Source organism: Acidovorax sp. AC410 (assembly GCF_979253235.1).
Genome location: NZ_CEEDCG010000001.1, coordinates 762612 through 780673 on the forward strand (window position 1 = coordinate 762612; position 18062 = coordinate 780673).

Annotated in this window: 16 protein-coding genes and 1 tRNA gene; 11 read left to right on the forward strand and 6 right to left on the reverse strand. The window is 69.1% G+C overall.

What is annotated here, in order from left to right; genetic code table 11:
* Positions 1-345 precede the first annotated feature (345 nt).
* From AC0IZS_RS03500 to AC0IZS_RS03540, 9 genes are all read left to right on the forward strand, one after another.
* The gene (locus AC0IZS_RS03500) at positions 346-882 is read left to right on the forward strand and encodes a hypothetical protein (protein WP_471634371.1); all 537 of its coding nucleotides are present in this window, start codon (positions 346-348) and stop codon (positions 880-882) included.
* A gap of 206 nt (positions 883-1088) precedes the next feature.
* The gene (locus AC0IZS_RS03505) at positions 1089-1460 is read left to right on the forward strand and encodes an ankyrin repeat domain-containing protein (protein ID WP_471634372.1); all 372 of its coding nucleotides are present in this window, start codon (positions 1089-1091) and stop codon (positions 1458-1460) included.
* Complete coding sequence (locus AC0IZS_RS03510; RefSeq protein WP_471634373.1) at positions 1457-2008, forward strand: 2OG-Fe(II) oxygenase; 552 nt, start codon at positions 1457-1459, stop codon at positions 2006-2008. Before AC0IZS_RS03505 ends, AC0IZS_RS03510 begins: the two co-directional genes overlap by 4 nt.
* 234 nt (positions 2009-2242) lie before the next feature.
* Positions 2243-4165: an autotransporter assembly complex protein TamA gene (locus AC0IZS_RS03515; RefSeq protein WP_471634374.1), complete on the forward strand. Its 1923-nt coding sequence runs from the start codon at positions 2243-2245 to the stop codon at positions 4163-4165.
* Positions 4166-4224: 59 nt separating this feature from the next.
* Positions 4225-8694, forward strand: coding sequence for a translocation/assembly module TamB domain-containing protein (locus AC0IZS_RS03520; protein WP_471634375.1), 4470 nt, complete (start codon positions 4225-4227; stop codon positions 8692-8694).
* Positions 8695-9039: 345 nt separating this feature from the next.
* Positions 9040-9114, forward strand: a tRNA-Arg gene (locus AC0IZS_RS03525).
* A 908-nt stretch (positions 9115-10022) separates the two neighbouring features.
* Positions 10023-10460, forward strand: a complete 438-nt coding sequence (locus tag AC0IZS_RS03530; RefSeq protein ID WP_471634376.1) for a hypothetical protein — start codon at positions 10023-10025, stop codon at positions 10458-10460.
* A 96-nt stretch (positions 10461-10556) separates the two neighbouring features.
* Positions 10557-11093, forward strand: a complete 537-nt coding sequence (locus AC0IZS_RS03535; RefSeq protein ID WP_471634377.1) for a hypothetical protein — start codon at positions 10557-10559, stop codon at positions 11091-11093.
* A 98-nt stretch (positions 11094-11191) separates the two neighbouring features.
* Entirely contained in the window at positions 11192-11524 is a 333-nt protein-coding gene (locus tag AC0IZS_RS03540; protein WP_471634378.1) for a YrhB domain-containing protein, read from the forward strand.
* A 153-nt stretch (positions 11525-11677) separates the two neighbouring features.
* Here the strand turns inward: AC0IZS_RS03540 and AC0IZS_RS03545 are convergent, their stop codons facing one another.
* Together AC0IZS_RS03545 and AC0IZS_RS03550 are read right to left on the reverse strand one after the other, a co-directional pair.
* Positions 11678-12115: a hypothetical protein gene (locus AC0IZS_RS03545; RefSeq protein WP_471634379.1), complete on the reverse strand. Its 438-nt coding sequence runs from the start codon at positions 12113-12115 to the stop codon at positions 11678-11680.
* A 97-nt stretch (positions 12116-12212) separates the two neighbouring features.
* Positions 12213-13100: an EamA family transporter gene (locus AC0IZS_RS03550; RefSeq protein ID WP_471634380.1), complete on the reverse strand. Its 888-nt coding sequence runs from the start codon at positions 13098-13100 to the stop codon at positions 12213-12215.
* Between the two features lie 99 nt (positions 13101-13199).
* Between AC0IZS_RS03550 and AC0IZS_RS03555 the strand changes: the two genes are divergently transcribed.
* Positions 13200-13694 carry an Lrp/AsnC family transcriptional regulator gene (locus AC0IZS_RS03555; RefSeq protein ID WP_471634381.1) on the forward strand — a complete coding sequence of 165 codons (495 nt, stop codon included), beginning with the start codon at positions 13200-13202 and terminating at the stop codon, positions 13692-13694.
* 85 nt (positions 13695-13779) lie between these two features.
* On the opposite strand, the gene AC0IZS_RS03560 is transcribed toward AC0IZS_RS03555, so the two are convergent.
* Positions 13780-14010, reverse strand: a complete 231-nt coding sequence (locus tag AC0IZS_RS03560; protein WP_471634382.1) for a DUF4287 domain-containing protein — start codon at positions 14008-14010, stop codon at positions 13780-13782.
* 301 nt (positions 14011-14311) lie between these two features.
* On the opposite strand from AC0IZS_RS03560, the gene AC0IZS_RS03565 reads away from it, so the two are divergent.
* Entirely contained in the window at positions 14312-14788 is a 477-nt protein-coding gene (locus AC0IZS_RS03565; protein ID WP_471634383.1) for a hypothetical protein, read from the forward strand.
* Positions 14789-14944: 156 nt separating this feature from the next.
* Here AC0IZS_RS03565 and AC0IZS_RS03570 read toward each other — a convergent pair whose 3' ends face one another.
* The 3 genes from AC0IZS_RS03570 to AC0IZS_RS03580 form a co-directional block, all read right to left on the reverse strand.
* A complete protein-coding gene (locus AC0IZS_RS03570) occupies positions 14945-15940 on the reverse strand; it encodes a 2-dehydropantoate 2-reductase (RefSeq protein WP_471634384.1) in 996 nt (331 codons plus the stop codon).
* A gap of 63 nt (positions 15941-16003) precedes the next feature.
* The gene (locus tag AC0IZS_RS03575) at positions 16004-17392 is read right to left on the reverse strand and encodes an ATP-binding protein (protein ID WP_471634385.1); all 1389 of its coding nucleotides are present in this window, start codon (positions 17390-17392) and stop codon (positions 16004-16006) included.
* Positions 17389-18048 carry a response regulator transcription factor gene (locus AC0IZS_RS03580; protein ID WP_471634386.1) on the reverse strand — a complete coding sequence of 220 codons (660 nt, stop codon included), beginning with the start codon at positions 18046-18048 and terminating at the stop codon, positions 17389-17391. The genes AC0IZS_RS03575 and AC0IZS_RS03580 overlap by 4 nt, the downstream gene beginning before the upstream one ends.
* Between the last annotated feature and the right edge of the window lie 14 nt (positions 18049-18062).

Sequence of the window (18062 nt, forward strand, 5' to 3'; positions counted from 1 at the left end):
CCCTGGTGGCGGTAGAGGGCCACGGGGGCAGGGGCCAGTCCAGGTCGCAGGCGACGCTCGCGATCTGGGCGCGGGCCGACAGGTCGTGCGCATGCGCAGGGAAGGACGCGCGTGCCCGGCTGGGCCGCGATGCAGGCGCCCGGCCCGGCCGCGCGCGCCGCGAAGCTCACCGCGCAGCATGGGCCCGCGTCGGGCCCGCGCCCCCCCCGGGGCACCAATCTCGGCACCCCACAAGGCATGCTCTCCGACACGCGCCCCCCATTTCATCGTGACAATGGCCATGGGTGCCAGGCTCTTGGCGCGCCCTCTCACCCACCTTTTCAACGAATGAAAAATTGATTTCCCATGGACGACCCCGCATGGATCACCGAAGCTATCACCCACCCCCTGGCCTGGGCCACCGTGCGCGCCCAGGCCCTGAACGCAAGGGACTGGCTGGTGCTCGCAGGCATCCTCGTCTTTCAGCGCCTGTGCGTACACATCGGCATGTGGTCGTACTGCCTGGCGGTGCTGCCGGGCACTGCGCTGCATGAAGCCATGCATTGGGTCGTGGCGGCGTTGCTGGGCGCCCGGCCCACCATGCCCAACCTGGTGCCGGTGCGTACGCACGGGGGCTGGCGGCTGGGGTCGGTGCGGTTCCAGGCGGGGTACTTGCGGTCGCTGCCCATTGCGCTGGCACCGGTCGCGTTGGCGCCCTTGAGCTTTTGGTGGGCCACCACCTTCATGCCGGGGGCCGGGTCGGGCGCGGTGTACTGGCTGCATGCCTGGCTGGCGGCATCGGCCTTCGGGGCCAGTGTGCCGTCCACGCAGGACTGGTCGGTGGCCGCGCCGGCCTTGCTGGTGGGCGCGGTGGTGGCCGTGACCTTGTGGGTGGTGTTCTGATCAAGCGGTCTGCCTGCCTGCCAATCATTGATCGCTCTCTTCAAAGGCTGCAGGTACGATGCCCGCCATATCGAGCCCGATGCAGCCATGAAGGCTGCGATCTCTCGTTTACCCCGGTGCCCCGGCCCACAGAAATTCGGATTGGATGATGCTCGAAACCACGACCGACCAGGAGCGGCGGCAGGCCTACAACCCAGGAGACAGACGTGCCCTCGGTTTTTGACAGGCTCCAGCGGTACTGGTGGTCCTTGGTGGACGCCGAAGGGCTGGACATTCCCCTCACCGCTGTGAACCAGACAAATGCACTCGGCGAGTGTCCTATCCACGTCGCGGCCTGGAAAGGCGAGCCGGAGGATATCGCCTGGCTACTTGACCATGGCGCGGAGATCAACCAAGCCGGTGATTTCGAGATGACGCCGCTTCACTACGCCTACATGGGAGGCAAACCGGACAATGTGGCGATACTCATCGAGCGCGGCGCAAACCGGTTTGCCCGATGTGACCGGGGCATGCTCCCTGACCAGGGCCGTGGCAATGGTGTCCAACGGCCTGTGGTCGACCCAAACAAACTCCCATGAAAATCAACCCCCTTGGCGCCGGTGTCTTCACCATCGATGGCTTCCTGTCGCCCCAGGAGTGCGCCCAGTACATCGCCGACAGCGAGGGCCTGGGGTACGAAGAGGCAGCGATCCGCACGGACGATGGCGAGCTGCTGTACAAGGATGCGCGCAACAACGACCGCGTGATCTTCGACCGCCGCGAGCTGGCCGCCAAGCTGTTCGAGCGCGCCCGCCCGCTGCTGCCGGCGGAGCTGAAAGGATTGCTGCTGAGCGGGCTCAACGAGCGGTTTCGCTACTACCGGTATGAGAAGGAGCAGAAGTTCACCTGGCACCAGGACGGTACGGTGCGCGTGGGGACGGACCAGGAGAGCCTGCTCACCTTCATGGTCTACCTGAACGCCGACTTCGAGGGCGGCAGCACGGACTTCGGCTGGGAGCGCGTGCAGCCCGCGCAGGGCACGGCGCTGGTCTTTCCGCACCGGCTGCGGCACCAGGGCTCGGTGGTGACGGGTGGGGTGAAGTACGTGCTGCGCACGGACGTGATGTACCGCGACCCACAGGCCTGACCAAGTTGCCCCTGGTGGCCCGCGCACGGCGGCCCCTACCCGAGCCAGACACACCCCGATACGCTGCGGGAATCTGTCTTACAAGGAAACGCGCTTTTTGCGGCGATAGTGTGGCATCGCTGTCAGGCCTCCTGCGCCCTGTGCATGCCTTTGCACCCGCCGGTGCCGCTGTGCCTGCCGTGTGTGCACCGTGCCGTACCATGCCCCCGTCCATCCCAACCGAAGCCGCCTGCCGTGTCCCGTAGCCCCCTCTCGCACACTGCCCTTTTTTCAACGCCGGCCCGATGGTCGGCGTTGCTGCTTTTCAGTGCCGCCTCGTCGTTGCTGCTGCAGGGCTGCAGCCTGCTGCCTGGGCGCGGGGGTGAGGAGGCGCCGCGCGATGCGGCGTCGAGCCCCATTGAGGCGGACTCGGACGGTAGCCCCTCGTTTGCGGTGGAGGTGCGCGGGCCGGACTCGGTGCGCGAGACGCTGGAGCGGCACCTGGAGCTGCAGCGCTTTCGCCAGCTGCCCGACCTGCAGGCCAGCGAGCTGCAGCGCCTGTTGGGCGCGGCCGACGCCAATGCGCGCGAGCTGCTGGGCACGCTGGGCTACTTTGCGCCCACCATCAAGGTCGAGCTGACCGAGACGCCCGATGCCAAGCTGGCACCGCGCACGGTGGTGATCACGGTGGACCCGGGGCCGCAGACGCACATTGCCAAGGCCGACATCACCTTTGCCGAAGCAGTCAGCAACGCGCAGGATGGAGAAGGCCGCGCGCGCCAGCTGCGGCGGGTGCAGAACGGCTGGGGGCTGCCGCCGGGCAAGGCCTTCACCCAGTCGGCGTGGGACGGTGCCAAGAACGATGGCCTGCGCCAGCTGCAGGTGCGCCGCTACCCCACGGCGCGCATCACCAACAGCCGTGCCGAGGTGGACGCCGACAAGCACGAGGCCAACCTGAGCGTGGCCTACGACACGGGCCCGCTGTACCGCTTTGGCCCGCTGCGCGTGGACGGCAACCAGCGCTATGACCCCGATGGCGCGCGCCGCCTGGCGCGCCTGCCCACGGGCGCGATCTACGACGAGACGGAGCTGCTGGACGCGCAGCTGCGCCTGGCCAGCAGCGGGTACTACGACGCGGTGTTTTTGACGCTGGACACCGAGGGCACCGACCCGCTGGCCGTGCCGGTGGTGGCCCAGGTGCGCGAGGCACAGTTGCAGAAGGTGGTGTTTGGTGCCGGCCTGTCGACCGATAGCGGGCCGCGCCTGACGATTGACCACATCCACAACCAGATGCCCTTGCTGGGCTGGCGCGCGGTGAGCAAACTGTCGCTCGACCGCAAGAACAAGCTGCTCAGCACCGAGTGGACCGACCTGCCCGGCGAGAACGGCTGGCGCTGGTTTGCCGGCGGCCAGGTGCAGCGCGAAGACACGGGCGACTACGAGACCAACAGCGCCCGGCTGCGCGGCGGCCGCAGCAAGAGCACCAAGAACATCGACCGCAATTACTTCTTGCAGTACGACTATGCCAAGAGCCAGGGGCTGAACGCCCCGCCCTCGGGCACGGCGCTGAGCGTGAACTACGGCTGGACGGGCCGCTACTTCAACAACAACACCGCCCCCACGCGGGGCCACGGCATTGCGGCCGAGTTGGGCGTGGGCACCACGCTCACGCCCGAGCGCGACCCCTTTGTGCGCACGCTGCTGCGCTGGCAGACCTTCATCCCGGCGGGCCGGGTGGAGGCTGACGACGGCGCCGCGCGCACGGCGCGGCTGGCGGTGCGGGCCGAGGGCGGCGCGGTGTTTGCGCGCGAGGGCGCGCAGTTGCCGGTGACCCAACTCTTCCTGACCGGTGGCGACACCACGGTGCGCGGCTATGGCTACCGCAAGATCGGTGCGCGCACCGACAACGACCAGCTCTACGGCGGGCGCTACATGGCCGTGGGCAGCCTGGAGTGGCAGCGCCCCATCGTCTACAAGGGCAGCATGACGGACTGGGAAAGCACCCTGTTCGTGGATGCCGGCGCCGTGGCCGACAAGGTGGGCGACCTGGACCCGCGCGTGGGCGTGGGTGCCGGCGTGCGCTGGCGCAGCCCGGTGGGCCCGCTGCAGGCCGACCTAGCCTATGGCGTGCAGGCCAAGGAGCTGCGGTTGCACCTGCGCCTGGGCTTCAGCTTCTGACCGGACTCTCCTCTTTTCTTACCCCTTACCGCCCGCCTGATCCTCTGACCGATTGATTGATGTCCGCACGCAACCCGCCTTCCTCTGCCACTGCCCACCGCTCGCCCGATTTCAGCGCCGGGTCGTCGGCCCCGCCGCCACCGCCGCGCCGGCGCCGCACCTGGCTGCGGCTGCTGGCATGGCTACTGGTGGGCCTGCTGGCGCTGGTGCTGGCCATAGCCGGTGGCGCGTGGTGGTGGGCAGGCAGCAGCACATCGCTGGCCATGGCGCTGGCGCGGGCCGCGCAGTATTTGCCGGCGGACCAGAAGCTGGAAAGCCGCGACGTGAGCGGATCGCTGCGCACAGGCGGCAGCATTGGCTGGCTGCGCTGGAGCAGCCCTGCCATGGTGGTGGAGGTGGACGGCGCGCGCATCGGCTGGCAACTGGCCCCGCTGCTCAGCCGCAAGGTGGAGTTGGGCGAGGTACATGCCGCGCGCGTGCGCATCACCCCCCAGGCCACGGCGCCCAGCAGCACCGAGCCCCTGAAACCGCTGGAGCAGCTGGTGCTGCCGGTGCAGGTGGCCGTGCCCTTCAAGGTGGACAGCCTGGAGTGGGCGGGCTCGCCCGAGCAGCAGATCAGCCTGGCCGGCCAACCCGCCGTGCAAGCCCAGAACCTGGCCGGCGACTACCGCTACGACGGCACCGAGCACCACCTGAAGATCGACAACGTGGAGCTGGCCCAGGGCCGCTACAGCGCCCGCGTGAAGCTGCAGGCCCAGACCCCCATGGCCATCGACGCCACGGTGGACGGCACGGTGCAGACCACGCCCCCGGGCGGCGGCCACCCGCTGCAGGTGGGCGCGCACGCCACGCTGCAGGGCACGCTGGCCACGGCGGCGGCGCAGCTGGAGCTGGCTGCGCGGCTGCAGCCCGTGGCGGTGACGGCGCAGGCGGCGGCACCGGCTGCATCGGCGTCCACCGCTACGCCGCGCAAGAACGCACCCGCAACTGCCGCCAAGGCAAGCGCCCCCGCCGAGCCCATGCAGGCCGATGTGCAGGCCACCATCCTCCCCTGGGTGCCCCAGCCGCTCAAGCAGGCAGCTGCCACCCTCAAGGCGCTGGACCTGGCGGCCCTGTGGCCGAAGGCACCACGCACGCTGCTGCATGGCACGGTGCAGGTGGACCCGGTGGCGACCACTGCTGCTGCCCCTGGCGCCCCTGCCGCACCCTCGGCCCCGGCATCCACACCCACCTCGCCCGCTGCGGCGCCCTCACTCGCCGGCACGGGCTGGAACATCGAGGCCGACCTGCGCAACGACCTGCCCGGCCCGTGGGACACAAAACACCTACCCCTGGCCGCGCTGCAGGCGCGCGCGGGTTTCGACGGCGCGCGCTGGGATGTGCCCGCCGCCACCGCCACCATCGGCACCGGCAAGGCGGCTGGCACCATTGCGCTCAAGGGCCAGTTCACCCCCGCCACCGGCGCAGCCGAGGGCCAGGCAGAGCTGCGCAACCTGCGGCCTGACGCGCTGCACACCGCGCTGGCCGCAGCACCGCTGGGCGGGCGCATCACGGCCCAGGGCCAGGCCGACCAGGCCGTGCGCTTTACGGCAGACATCCGCGCCACGGGCGCTGCGCCTGCGCAAGCCCCCGTGCAGGCTGCGGGCAAGAAAGGCGCCCCGCTACTGCGCATCAACGTCTTCACCGCCCAGGGCCAGTACCTGGCGCAGACGGGTGGCGGCACGGTGCAGTTGGACCGCCTGCTGCTCGACGCCCTGCAGGCCAAGGTCGAGGCCACGCAGCTGCGCGTGGCCATCGGCGAGCAATCGGCCCAGGGCCAGTTGCGCGCCACGGTGCCGGGCGCCACGGCCAGCGCCAATGGGCAGATCGCACCCACCAAGGGCGCGGGCGAGCTGCAGCTGCAACTGAGCGATGCCGAGCGCACGCAGGCCTGGCTGGCCAGCCTGCCGGGCCTGGGCGATGCCATGAAAGGCGCCACGGCCAAGGGCCAGGCGCAGATCAATGCGCGCTGGACGGGCGGCTGGCAGACCGCCCAGCGCCAGATCGAGGCGCTGGCGGCCGGCAGGGCCCTGCCCGCAGGCGGCAAGGACGACAGCAACTTCACCCTGCAGGCGCGCGTGAATGCGCCGCAGCTCGACGTGGCGCTGCCACCGGGCAAGGGCGCTACAGGGGTTGCGAGCCCCATGTCCGCCATCCAGCTGCGCGGGGTGAATGCCGAGGTGTCGGGCTCGCTCGCCCAGGCCACGTTGGCGCTGGATGGCGAGGCCCGCACCGGCACGCAGCGCGCCACGGTGCGCACGCGCCTGTCGGGCGGCATGGGCGGCGCCAATGAGTGGCAGGCCCAGGTGACCGAGCTGCGCCTGCAGGCGCAGGACACGCAACTGCCCGGCCCCTGGGCCGTGCAGCTGGCCGAGCCGGTGACCGTGAAGCTGCGCATGGGTGCGGCCACGCCAGCCCCTGCTGCTGCGGCATCGGGCACCACCCCGGCCGCTGGCAGCGCCGCCCTGTCGGTGCAGGCAACGGCCGGCCAGGCGCGCATCACCGGGCCAGTGCCGGGCACCGCCACGCTGCGCTGGCAGCCCATCACCTACGCCGGTGGCGGCGGCAGCCCGCTGCGCCTGCAAACGCAGGGCAGCCTGCAGGGCCTGCCCATGGCCTGGGTGGATGCCTTTGGCGGCGGCAGCGATGCCGCCGGCAAACCCGCCCAGCCCCTGCTGGCCCGCCTGGGCCTGGCGGGCAACATCGTGTTCGACGGGCAGTGGAACGTGGACACCACCAATGCATTGCGCGCCAGCGCCAGCCTGCGCCGCGCCTCGGGCGACCTGCGCATTCTGGCTGGCGACAGCACGGCCGCGATCACCACCGTGCAGAGCAGCGGCCAGGGCACAGGCGCAGGCAGCCCCAAGGCCACCGTGACCGAAGAGCCTGGCCGTGGCAGCAATGCCGGCGTGCGCCAGGCCGAGCTGAGCCTGGAGGCCGAGGGCGATGCCCTGCGCGCCAAACTGGTGTGGGCCAGCGACCGCGCCGGCGAGGTCGACGCCACGGCCAGCACCCGCCTCACCTTGGGGAGCACGCTGGACCAGACCAGGCTGGCGCCCGATGCGCCGCTGGCCGGCACCCTGCGCGCCCGCCTGCCCGACGTGGGCGTGTGGTCGGCCCTGGCGCCGCCGGGCTGGCGCGTGCGCGGCACGCTCGATGCCAATGCCACCCTGTCGGGCACCCGCGCCGCGCCGCGCTGGGCCGGCACGCTGGGGGCCGACGAGCTGGCCGTGCGTTCCATCCTCGACGGGGTGGACCTGCAGGGCGGGCGCCTGCGCGCCGCGCTCAACGGCAACCAGTTGGACATTACGGAGTTTCGCCTGCGCGGGGGCAGCGGCAGCAAGGCGCGCATCCCCGGCTACAGCGGCAACCGCACGGCTGCCCCGCAGGACGGTGGCAGCCTCACCGGCACCGGCCGCGTGACCTGGGGCGACGCGGCAGCCAACAACAACAGTGGCATGTCGGGCCTGGGCATGAGTTTTCAGGCCGAGGCCAAGGCCCTGCAGGTGCTGGGCCGGGCCGACCGGCAGGTCAGCGTGTCGGGCAAGGTGCAGGCGCAGCTGCAGCAGGGCCAGTTCAGCGTGCGCGGGCAGTTGACGACCGACCGCGCCACCATCATCCTGCCCGACGAGACCGCGCCCAGCCTGGGCAGCGACGTGGTGGTGCGATCCGCCGCCAAGGACCGCGAGGCGCAAGCCAAGGCCCAGGCGGTGGCCAAGGCGACGCAGGCCGCCGCGCAGCCCGCCACCGGCACCACGCCCACCACGGCCAAGCCGCCCGACATCGCCATCACCCTGAACCTGGGGCGCGACTTCGCGCTGCAGGGCCAGGGCATCACCACGCGCCTGACGGGCGAGCTCGACATCCGCAGCAGCGCCGTGCCCGGCGCGCCCCCGCGCGTGATCGGCGAGGTGCGCACCGACCAGGGCCGCTACCGTGCCTGGGGCCAGGTGCTGGACGTGGAGACCGGGCTCATCCGCTTCAGCGGGCCGTACAACAATCCCTCGCTCGACATTTTGGCGCTGCGCCCCAACATCAGCGTGCGCGCCGGCGTGCAGGTCAGCGGCTCGGCCCTGGCGCCGCGTGTGCGCCTGTACTCCGACCCGGACCTGCCCGACGCCGAAAAACTCTCGTGGGTGGTTCTGGGCCGCGACGCCGCTGCCGGCGGCGCCGAAGCCGCCGTGCTGCAACAGGCCGCCCTGGCCCTGCTGGGCCGCAAGGGCGGCGGCGGCACCGCCAATGTGGCCAGTCGCCTGGGCCTGGACGAAATCGGCTTCAAAGGCCCCGGCTCGGGCGACGACGCCACCGGCGCGGCCCTGACTTTTGGCAAGCGTTTGTCCACCGACCTGTACGTGACGTACGAGCGCAGCCTGTCGGGCACCCTGGGCACGCTGTACATCTTTTATGACCTGTCGCGCCGGCTCACCCTGCGCGGGCAGACGGGGGCGCAGAGTGCGGTGGACATCATCTACACGTTGAAGTACGACTGATGCGGCTGTGCCTTCAACCGCCTGGCGTCGTTGGTTCGCCTTGCCGTGCTACAGCACTGTCAGCGGCTTCCCGCCTAGGAGCGTGCGCGGCAGAAGGCATCGAAGCGAAACGTCCGAAAACCGAGGATCGCTGGGTAGTACCGACAAGCCCAGGGTGGCCCCTGGGCGCCGGAGGTGATACCCGGCGAGACCGGATTGTCGGGCGTTGCAGCCGATGCTCCTTCTGCCGCGCACGCTCCTAGCCATCCGGCTGAAGGCAAAGCCGCATGCGGGGGCAGTGCGCAGCGCAAAAACCGGTCTTGCCGAAGGAGCCTCCGCACTGCCCCTACAATCGCCCGCTGCGTCCTCCTCGTAGTTCAATGGATAGAACGAGTGCCTCCTAAGCGCTAGATACAGGTTCGATTCCTGTCGAGGGGACCACCCCATGCCTTGCCAATCAATGATTTGCAAGCGCGACACCGGCTCTGGGGACAAACCGGGGGCACGGCGCCATCGGCTACGTCTCCCCCAAGCCGCCTCGCTGCGGACTGCCTTCGCAGCACGCCCAGCATCTGCACCGCAGGCCGTGGCTCCACAGCCGCCAGCCGAACCGGTAAAAAATGCCCGCCCCGAAGGGCGGGCAAAAGATAGGCCGGCTGGAGTACCCGCAAACGCCTCGGCGCCTATCCGGCCACGTCTGCCCACGTGGCACCGCACCATGAAAGCGGCACTTCCACTATGGCGCGCTGCGCACGCAAGGGGTGTAGGAGCAGGGGCCTCACCCAGGGCCTGCAAGCCCGCGCCTCGCAGGCCCTGCTGTCCTACAGGCACCTGCTGCAGTACCGGTCCGGATGGGTGCATTGTCAGCAGCGCAACGGGCCCCGCCGCGATGGCCTGAACCATTCCCGCTATGGCACGGGCTACCGCTGCGGTTGGCGCCTTGCCATGTCGCGATATCCACCGGCCATATGAGTGGTACCGGTTGGCGAAACGGCGCATTAGACTTGAGCCACCGAGCCACCGAGCCACCGAGCCACCACGGCCACCGGCGGCCAAGGCTGCGCCAGCCACTGGACAAGACACGTGAGAGGGAGAACCGCCGATGCGACGACAGATCTGGATGGTGCTGCGGCGCAAGGGCGATACCTTCGAGGTGGAGTACCCGGACTGGTGCAACGCGCGAGCCTGCACTTGAGGCTGCTGCCAGCGATCAATACCAAGGCCCGCCCGCCCCACCCATGGCCTGCAAGCATGTGCCTTGGGCACCGCTGCTACGATGGCAGCCATCGGCCAGGGCCGGCAGCGGACACGCATGGGCCCAGCCATCCATTCATTTATCGGGAGAAGGCATGGAGCGTTGGGAAATCATCGAGCGCTGGGTTCTCGTGGCTGTAGGCATTGCCCTGATTGCGTTCTGTGCCTGGGCGCTGGTGTATGCGCAGCGGGGCATCATCGTCCTGCTGCTGCTGCCGCCCGTGATTTTCTGGGTCTTCTGGCAGGCGTTCTACGAAGACAACCAGGGCACCAGCGAGCCTGTCTCGAGCGCTGAGCGTGCCATGTACGGCACGTACCTGTGGGCGAGGCGCCTGGTGCTGGGGGGCATTGCCCTGGCCATTGGCGCAGCGGCCTTCGGGATGGTACTGGCAGGCATGGATCTCACCGCGATTCTTCTTGTCGGCGGGCTTGCCCTGTTCACCGGATGGTTGGCTCTCTTCGGCGCGGGCAGGAGCAAGTCGATGTCAGACGACCTGCAGACCCACCGTGAACGCCGTAAGCGCTGCCGATAATTGTGATGTCAGCAGGGGAGCACCCACAGGGCCACGGCGCCTGGCGCCACGCGCACCCCACCCCATCAACAGCCCCAAGCAACGGAACTTCCTACCATGAAATCTGCAAACCCCCTGCTTGTCGCAACCCTGCTGGCCCTCGGCGGTGCACAGGCTTGGGCCGCGTCCGATGCGGTGGCCGAATTCAAGACGCTGGTCGCCAACTGCAAAGCGTTCTATGCAGCCAAGCCCGCCACCGAAGTGCAGTTCAGCGAGGGGCTGAAGTCCTGGATCAAGACGGCGCGCCTGCCCATCGAGGTGCGTTACGACGTGAAGAAGACCGACTCGCTGATCCGGCCCTTTTCTGCCTTCATCGAAATCACCGAGGTCGTCGCCCACGTCAAGGCCCCTGGGGAAGAGGCCGCCCGGCAGATCAAGGTCACCGCGGGCGATGGCCTGTGGGATTCGAGCCGATTCATGTACATGCTGAACTTTGTCTATGAAGACGGCCGCTGGGTGCCGGTCGATGACTTGCGCTCGCGCGCTGCCCGCGACAAGGGCGCCAAGCAGTTTGCCAAGCCGTTCAGCATGGCGTCTTCTGCAGCCGATATGCAAGACCCCAAGGCCCCGTACGCGGCCTGCGTGCCGAAGTAGGTGGGGTGCAATCGGCGACAACCGGTCATCCAGGCAGACGACTCACCGCCCAGATCTGTTCCAACACGGGGTCTCCGACCCAGGATGCGAGCCACTTCATGACCACCCAACACACCGCTGACGAAACCGTGCGGGCGTACCTGCGGCGCTTGGAGCAAGCAATGGACAACTTCGGATCTGCGTTGCCGGTGAACGCCAACCGCCCACCCCATCAGTTGGCCATAACGAGCATCGACGAGCACGACTTCGGATGGGTCTATTTCTACGATTCGGCTGAATACGTGAAGACGGGTGATTTCCTTCACTCCCTTGCAGGCAATGCGCCTGTGATCGTGGATAGAACGACCTGCAAGCTCTATTCGTGCGGAACCGCACATCCCGTTGAGTACTATGTTGAGGAGTTTCGCAAGGGGGTTCGACGTCCGCTCTAGCCGTCCACAAGTCCTCCACGGCATGCGGATGGAGTTGGGATCTAACTCTTTGCTTGAGCGGCCTATCACCTACCTCGTAGCGGGGGGAGCCGGTTGGGATGGGCCGCCAGGCGAAAAGCTCACCCTGCATGGTTGGCTGCAGCTACGCGGTCTTTACCATTTCTGGTCGCGCGCCCTCAGCCCGTGCGCGGCGATCACGTCCTTGCCCTGCATTTCGCACTCCGCGTACCCGAAACCGTCGCCGTGTGGAAACTTCACTTGATGCCAGGTCTTTCCGGCCATGTCGGAGGTATGGGTACCCTGGGTCGCGACGATACGCGCACCGGCCGGAATCGTTCCCCGCTCAAACAACGTCTTCTGACACGCCAGGCCAAGGCATTCAAATTCATACTTTGGGTCAGAGGGTGGGCAGTTCCTCACCTCCTGGATCTTTCCTGCGTCCATCACCACCACCGGGGCGTCCGGGGGTGTGCATCCGATCAAGGGCACGCTCGCGAACAGAAGCAGCGCCGAGCCCGCCAGGCCGGTGCGCAAGCCTGCAGCCCGCAGAGCCCGTGGAACAAGCCGGGCCATGCCCTTCGTTGTGGTCACTGGTTTCTCCTGGAAGTGGCGGCACGCACGACCTGGGTGCGCTCCTGTGGGTAGCCCAATTCTGCCCGACGTCTGCGGGGTGCCGCCCCGCCCACCTCTACGCCGGCTGCAGCTTGCCCGGCTCGGCGCGCCGCGCTGTCATCGCCGTCCCCATCGACGCCGACATCACCAGGCCAATGGCCAGCCACTGGTTGAACGTCAGGTACTCGCCAAGCAGCACCAGGGCCAGCAGGGCGGCCACGGCGGGCTCCATGCTGATCATGATGCCGAAGGCCTCCTTGGGCAGGCGCTTCAAGGCCATCATCTCCAGCGAGATGGGGATGGCGCTGGAGACGGCTGCCACGGCCAGGCCCACCAGCAGCACGTAGGGCGACAGCAGCGCGGTGCCGGCATGCACCACGCCCACGGGCACCACCACCACGGCTGCGGCGAGCAGGCCCAGCGAGACGGAATGCCCGGCGTGCAGGTGCCCCACGCGCTTGCCGAACACAATGTACAGCGCCCAGAAGGTGGCGGCCGCCAGCGCATAGGCCACGCCCACGGGGTCGAGCGTGCTGCCGTTCATGCCCAGGGGCAGCAGCATGCCCAGGCCCACCACGGCCAGGGCCACCCACACGAAGTCGATGGCGCGGCGCGAGGACAGCACGGCCATGAGCAGTGGGCCCGAGAACTCGATGGCCACGGCCAGCCCGAAAGGCAGCGTGCGCAGCGACATGTAGAACGTGAGGTTGGTGGCGCCCAGCATGGCGCCATAGAGCACGATGGCGCGCAGGTCTTTGCGCGACAGGTGCCAGCGCCAGGGCCGCCACAGCAGCAAGAGCAGCAGCGCGGAGAAACCCACGCGCACGGCCGTGGTGCCCTGCGCGCCCACCAAGGGAAACAGGTAGTGCTTGGCCCACGAGGTGCCAATGCCGAGGGCAGTGACGGCGCCGAGCACGGCGAGAAAGGGAACAAAACGCTGGTAGCGGATCAACAGGGAGGACATGGCTGAAAATATAGTGCGACCATGGCGTGCTTTTGACTCTAATTTCAACCCTGTCGCGCAACTTTCGCTCACCAACCCTTTGCCGCTGGAAGGTCCGCCATGCCCGCCGCCCCCGCCCTCGACGCCTTCGACCTGGCCATCCTCGACATCCTGCAAAAGGACAACACCACGCCCCAGCGCGCCATCGCCCAGGCCGTACACCTGTCGGCGCCTGCCGTGCAGCGGCGCATCCAGCGACTGGAGCAGACCGGCGTGATCCGCGCCAACGTGGCCGTGATCGACCCCGAGAAGGTGGGCCTGCCCCTGACCATCATGGTCGAGGTGCATTTGGAAAACGAGCGCCCCGACCGCACCGCCCCGCTGCGCGCCCGTATTGCCACCGAGGCGGCCGTGCAGCAGTGCTACTGCGTGACGGGCGAGGCCGACTACCTGCTGGTGGTGACGGTGGCATCCATGGCCGACTACGACGCGCTGACGCGCCGCCTGTTCGAGGGCGATGACAACGTGCGGCGGTTTCGCACCTCGGTGTCGCTGGGGTGCTTGAAGGCGGGGTTGCAGGTGCCGTTGGCGACCGGCGAGGGCAGCGGGCCTTGAGAGGCCGCGCGCTGCACCGCACCATTGTGGCGCGTGCCTGCACGGCCCGGCCCCGGGCCGCACAAGGTCCTGGCTTCTAGGGTCGCTACTTGCTCTTGGCCAGGTAGGCTGCCACGAGTGCATTGGCATGCCCATGGCCCAGGCCGTGGTCGGTCTTGAGCAGGGCAACATACTCCATGTGCTTTAGCGCGCCCGCCGCGCGCAGCACGTCCATCCAGTGGCTGATGGGCTGGCCGTACTTGGCCTCGATGGAAGGGAAGTACGAGGCGGGGCCTTTGACAGGGGTGGTGCTGGCGTTGGTGCTGGACTCGGGCATGGGCTGGCTCCTTGGTGGATGGGCTTTGGGGGGCAGACGGGCACACGGTGCGTGCCATGCGCCCCTGTTTCTACGGCCTCCTGTTGCTACGACGAACGAAGGGGTTGGGTATCGACAAGCCGTTGCCAAAAATTTGGATGGATTGGTTGGATGCTGTCGGCCTCTCGCCGCCATCGTAGCTTTTGTGGGCAGCCGTACTGCGACGCGCGAGACTGTCCTACGGCTGTCAGCGAGTTCAAGCAATCCCCGGAATGCCGGTTACCCCCGACGATTGCCCATCTGCATCACCGATGGGAAACACATGAAAACGCCAAGCCTGCTCTGGTCCGCGCTCATAGGGGCGGTTGCCAGCGCCCGCTCGATGACACCGATGGCCACGCTGTCGGCAGCAAGGCTTTTGGGCCACTCCACGCCTGGCAGGCTCGCACTGCTGGACCGCCCCTTGTTCAAGTATGGCGCGCTCGCGATGGGCGCCGGGGAACTGGCCGGCGACAAGATGAAGACGGCCCCTGACAGGACCGTTGCTCTGGGCCTGCTGGCGCGGGTCATGAGCGCCGGTATTGCCGGCGCGGCACTGGCACCACGCGGCCGTGAGCAAGCCGGGGCGCTGGCAGCGGTGGCCACAGCAGTGCCTCTGGCCTACATCACCCTGGATGCCAGAAAGAGCGCCATGAAACACATCGGCCAGACGAAGAGCGGCCTGATCGAGGACGCGTTGATCATCGCTGGTGGTATCGCCATCGTGGCCCTGGCAGTCAGGCCCGGAAGCCGCCTGTGAACCCGCGCACAGCGCGCCAGGGTACGGTGTAGGTCGAGCAGTCGGGCATGGGGGCGTCAGCCACGCAAGTACGGGCTTGCGATGGGGCAAGCACCGTGGCTGCAAGGCGCACGGGTTTGCGCAGGGTCAAAAGGCTTGCTCCTGGCACCCCCTGTCTCACCCCAACCCCACCGCCCTCTTCATCTCCACCCCCGTCAACCGCAACCGCGGCCCGCTGAGCAGCTCGCACATTCGCCCACTGAGCGGCGCCTGCGCGCCATGCTGCGCGGCCAGCCGCACCACCGCGCCGCAGATGGCGTCGATCTCGGTCACGCGGCCGGCTTCGAGGTCGTCCCACATGGAGGAACGGGCGGTCGCGTCGATCTGCAGCATGCGCCTGGCCAGGCGGGTGAAGAGCCAGTTGGGCAGGCGCATCACCCTGGGCAGCATGCGCGGCGATACGGCGGTCACCTGCGCCGGGGTGATGCCGGCGCGCTCCATCACGCCCAGGGCCTCGGTCTGCAGGGCGGCGAAGATTTGGCGGCAGTCGCGGTCGAGCAGTTCGTCGCGCAGGGGCAGGTTGGAGAGGGCGTTGACCGGGTTGTTCAGGTTGAGCAGCAGCTTGCCCCATTGCACGGCGCGGATGTCGCCCGGCAGCACGGTGGCCAGGCCGGCGGCGTTGAAGACTGCCGCCACGGGCTCGGTGACGGCATCGCACTGCAGCTGGATGGCGCCGGCCGTGGCGCGGTGCACCTGGGCGCCGCGCAGCACCACGTTGTAGGGCACCATGCCGGCCAGGGCCTTGAGGGTGGGGGCCTGGGCCGCAATGCGGGCCACGTTGTCGACGCCGTTCTGCAGCGAGATGACGGGCGTGCCGGGCGCGCACGCAGCAGCCAGCTCGCGCGCGGCGCTTTCGGTGGCACCGCTTTTCACGCACAGCAGCACCACCGTATCTGGGCCCGGCGCAGCCTCTGCCAGCGTGCTGGCCAGGCGCAGTTGCGCGGCGGGCACGTGGGCGCGGTAGCCGTCGAGGTCGGTGACGGTGAGGCCCTCACGCGCCAGGGGCTCCATGGCATGCGGGCGGCCGACCAGGCAGACGCTTTGCCCCTGCGCGGCCAGGCGCCCGCCCACGTAGCAGCCGATGGCGCCTGCGCCCAACACGATGAAGTTCATACGCTCGCCCAGTGATGGTGATGACGGCGCATTGTGCGGCCAGGATGCCGCAACCGGTGCTGCCTATGCGACGGGAGCGGTCACCACCCCAGCAAACCGCACCGTGACCCGCAACCCGCCCAGCCGAGTCGAGGCATCCAGCGCCACGCTGGCGCCATGCGCCTGGGCAATGGCCTGCACGATGGCCAGGCCCAGGCCGCTGCCGGGGGCGCTGTCGGCCGTCTCGCGCACGAAGCGCTGCATCACGCGCTCGCGGTGCTCGGGGGCGATGCCAGGGCCGCTGTCTTCGACCACCAGGTCCACGGCGTTATCGGCCGTGCGTTGGATCTGCAGGTCCACCTGGCCGCCTGGGGCCGTGTATTTCACGGCGTTGTCGAGCAGGTTGCGCACCAGCATGCGCAGGGCCTCGGGGCGGCCGGGCACGGGGGCCGCATCGGATTCGAGCAGGCCCATGTCCATGTCGCGGGCCTGCGCGGCGGGCGCCACGTCGGCCAGGGCGAGCTGGGCCACGGCGCGCAGGTCCACGGCCTCGGTGGGGGTGGGGCCGGCGGCGCTGGCCTCTTGCCGGGCCAGGGTGAGCAACTGCTCGACCAGGCGCGTGGCGCGGTCGATGCCGGCGGACAGGCGCTCCACCGCGACGGCGCGGGCGCCATCGTCGCTGGCGCGCTGCAGGCCCTGCAGCTGCAGGCGCAGCGCGGCCAGGGGCGAGCGCAGCTCGTGCGCGGCATCGGCCACGAAGTGCTGCTGCGCGGCGAAGGCGCTCTGCACGCGTTCGAACAGCAGGTTGAGCTCGGTCACCAGGGGCTGCACCTCGTCGGGCAGGGCGGCATCGCTCACGGGCGACAGGTCGTCGGCCTGGCGCCGTGCCAGTTGGCGGCGCACGCGCTCCACGGGGGCCAGCGACCGGCTCACGCCCCACCACACGGCGAGCACCAAGAGGGGCGCCATCACCGCCAGCGGCGCCAGCGTGCGCAGCGCCAGAGTGCGCGCCATGCCGCTGCGCACGGCCATGTTCTGCGCCACCTGGATGACCTGCGAGCGCGTCTGCAGCGAAAACACGCGGTAGGTGCCGCCGCGCGCCTGCACGTTGGCAAAGCCCAGCACGGCGATCTGCGGTAGCGCGGCGCCCACGGCCGACTCAAAGATGCGCAGGCCTTCGTTGGTCCACACCTGCACGATGAACTCGTGGTTCTCGTCCTCGCCCGACAGGCCCTGGCCCAGGTCGCGCGCATCGGGCGGCAGGCCCGCGCGCAGGGCCAGCGCGGTCTGCTGCATGTGGTAGTCGAACAGGGCATCAGCCTCGTCCAGCGCGCTGCGGTAGGCCAGCACGCCCTGCACGGCACCCGCGAGCAGGATGGCAGCGAGCAGGAAGATGAGCAACTGCGCACGCAGCGAGCGCGGCAGCAGGGACTGCAGCGCTGTGCGCCAGGACTTGGACTGCGTCGTCGTCATGCTTTGGGTACGAGATAGCCGACGCCGCGCACGTTGAGCAGGATGTCGGGCCCGAGCTTCTTGCGCAGGCCGTGGATATACACCTCCACCGCGTTGCTGCTGACCTCGTCGCCCCAGCCGTAGAGCTTGTCTTCGAGCTGCTGGCGCGACAGCACCAGGCCCGGGCGCGCGAGCAGGGGCTCCAGCACGGCCCATTCGCGGCCCGACAGCACCACGGGCACACCGTTGACGCTGGCCTCGCGCGTGCTGGGGTTGATGCTCACGCCCTTGTGCTCGTACACCGGCTCGGCCCGGCCCGAGGCGCGGCGCAGCAGCGCGCGGATGCGGGCCAGCAGCTCGTCGAGGTCATAGGGCTTGAGCACATAGTCATCGGCCCCGGCGTCGAGCCCCTCGATGCGCTGGGCCACGGCGTCGCGCGCGGTTGCCACCAGCACGGGGGTGCGGTCCTTGCGCGTGCGCAGGTCGCGCAGCACGGCGATGCCGTCGCGCTTGGGCAGGCCCAGGTCCAGCATCACCAAGTCATAGGCGCTGGTGCGCAGGGCCGTGTCGGCGGCATCGCCATCGCGCACCCAGTCCACGGCGTAGTGCTCGGCGCGCAGCAGGTCCTGCACGGCTTCGCCGATCATGGGGTCGTCTTCTACGAGGAGCAGGCGCATGGTGGGGCAAGCAT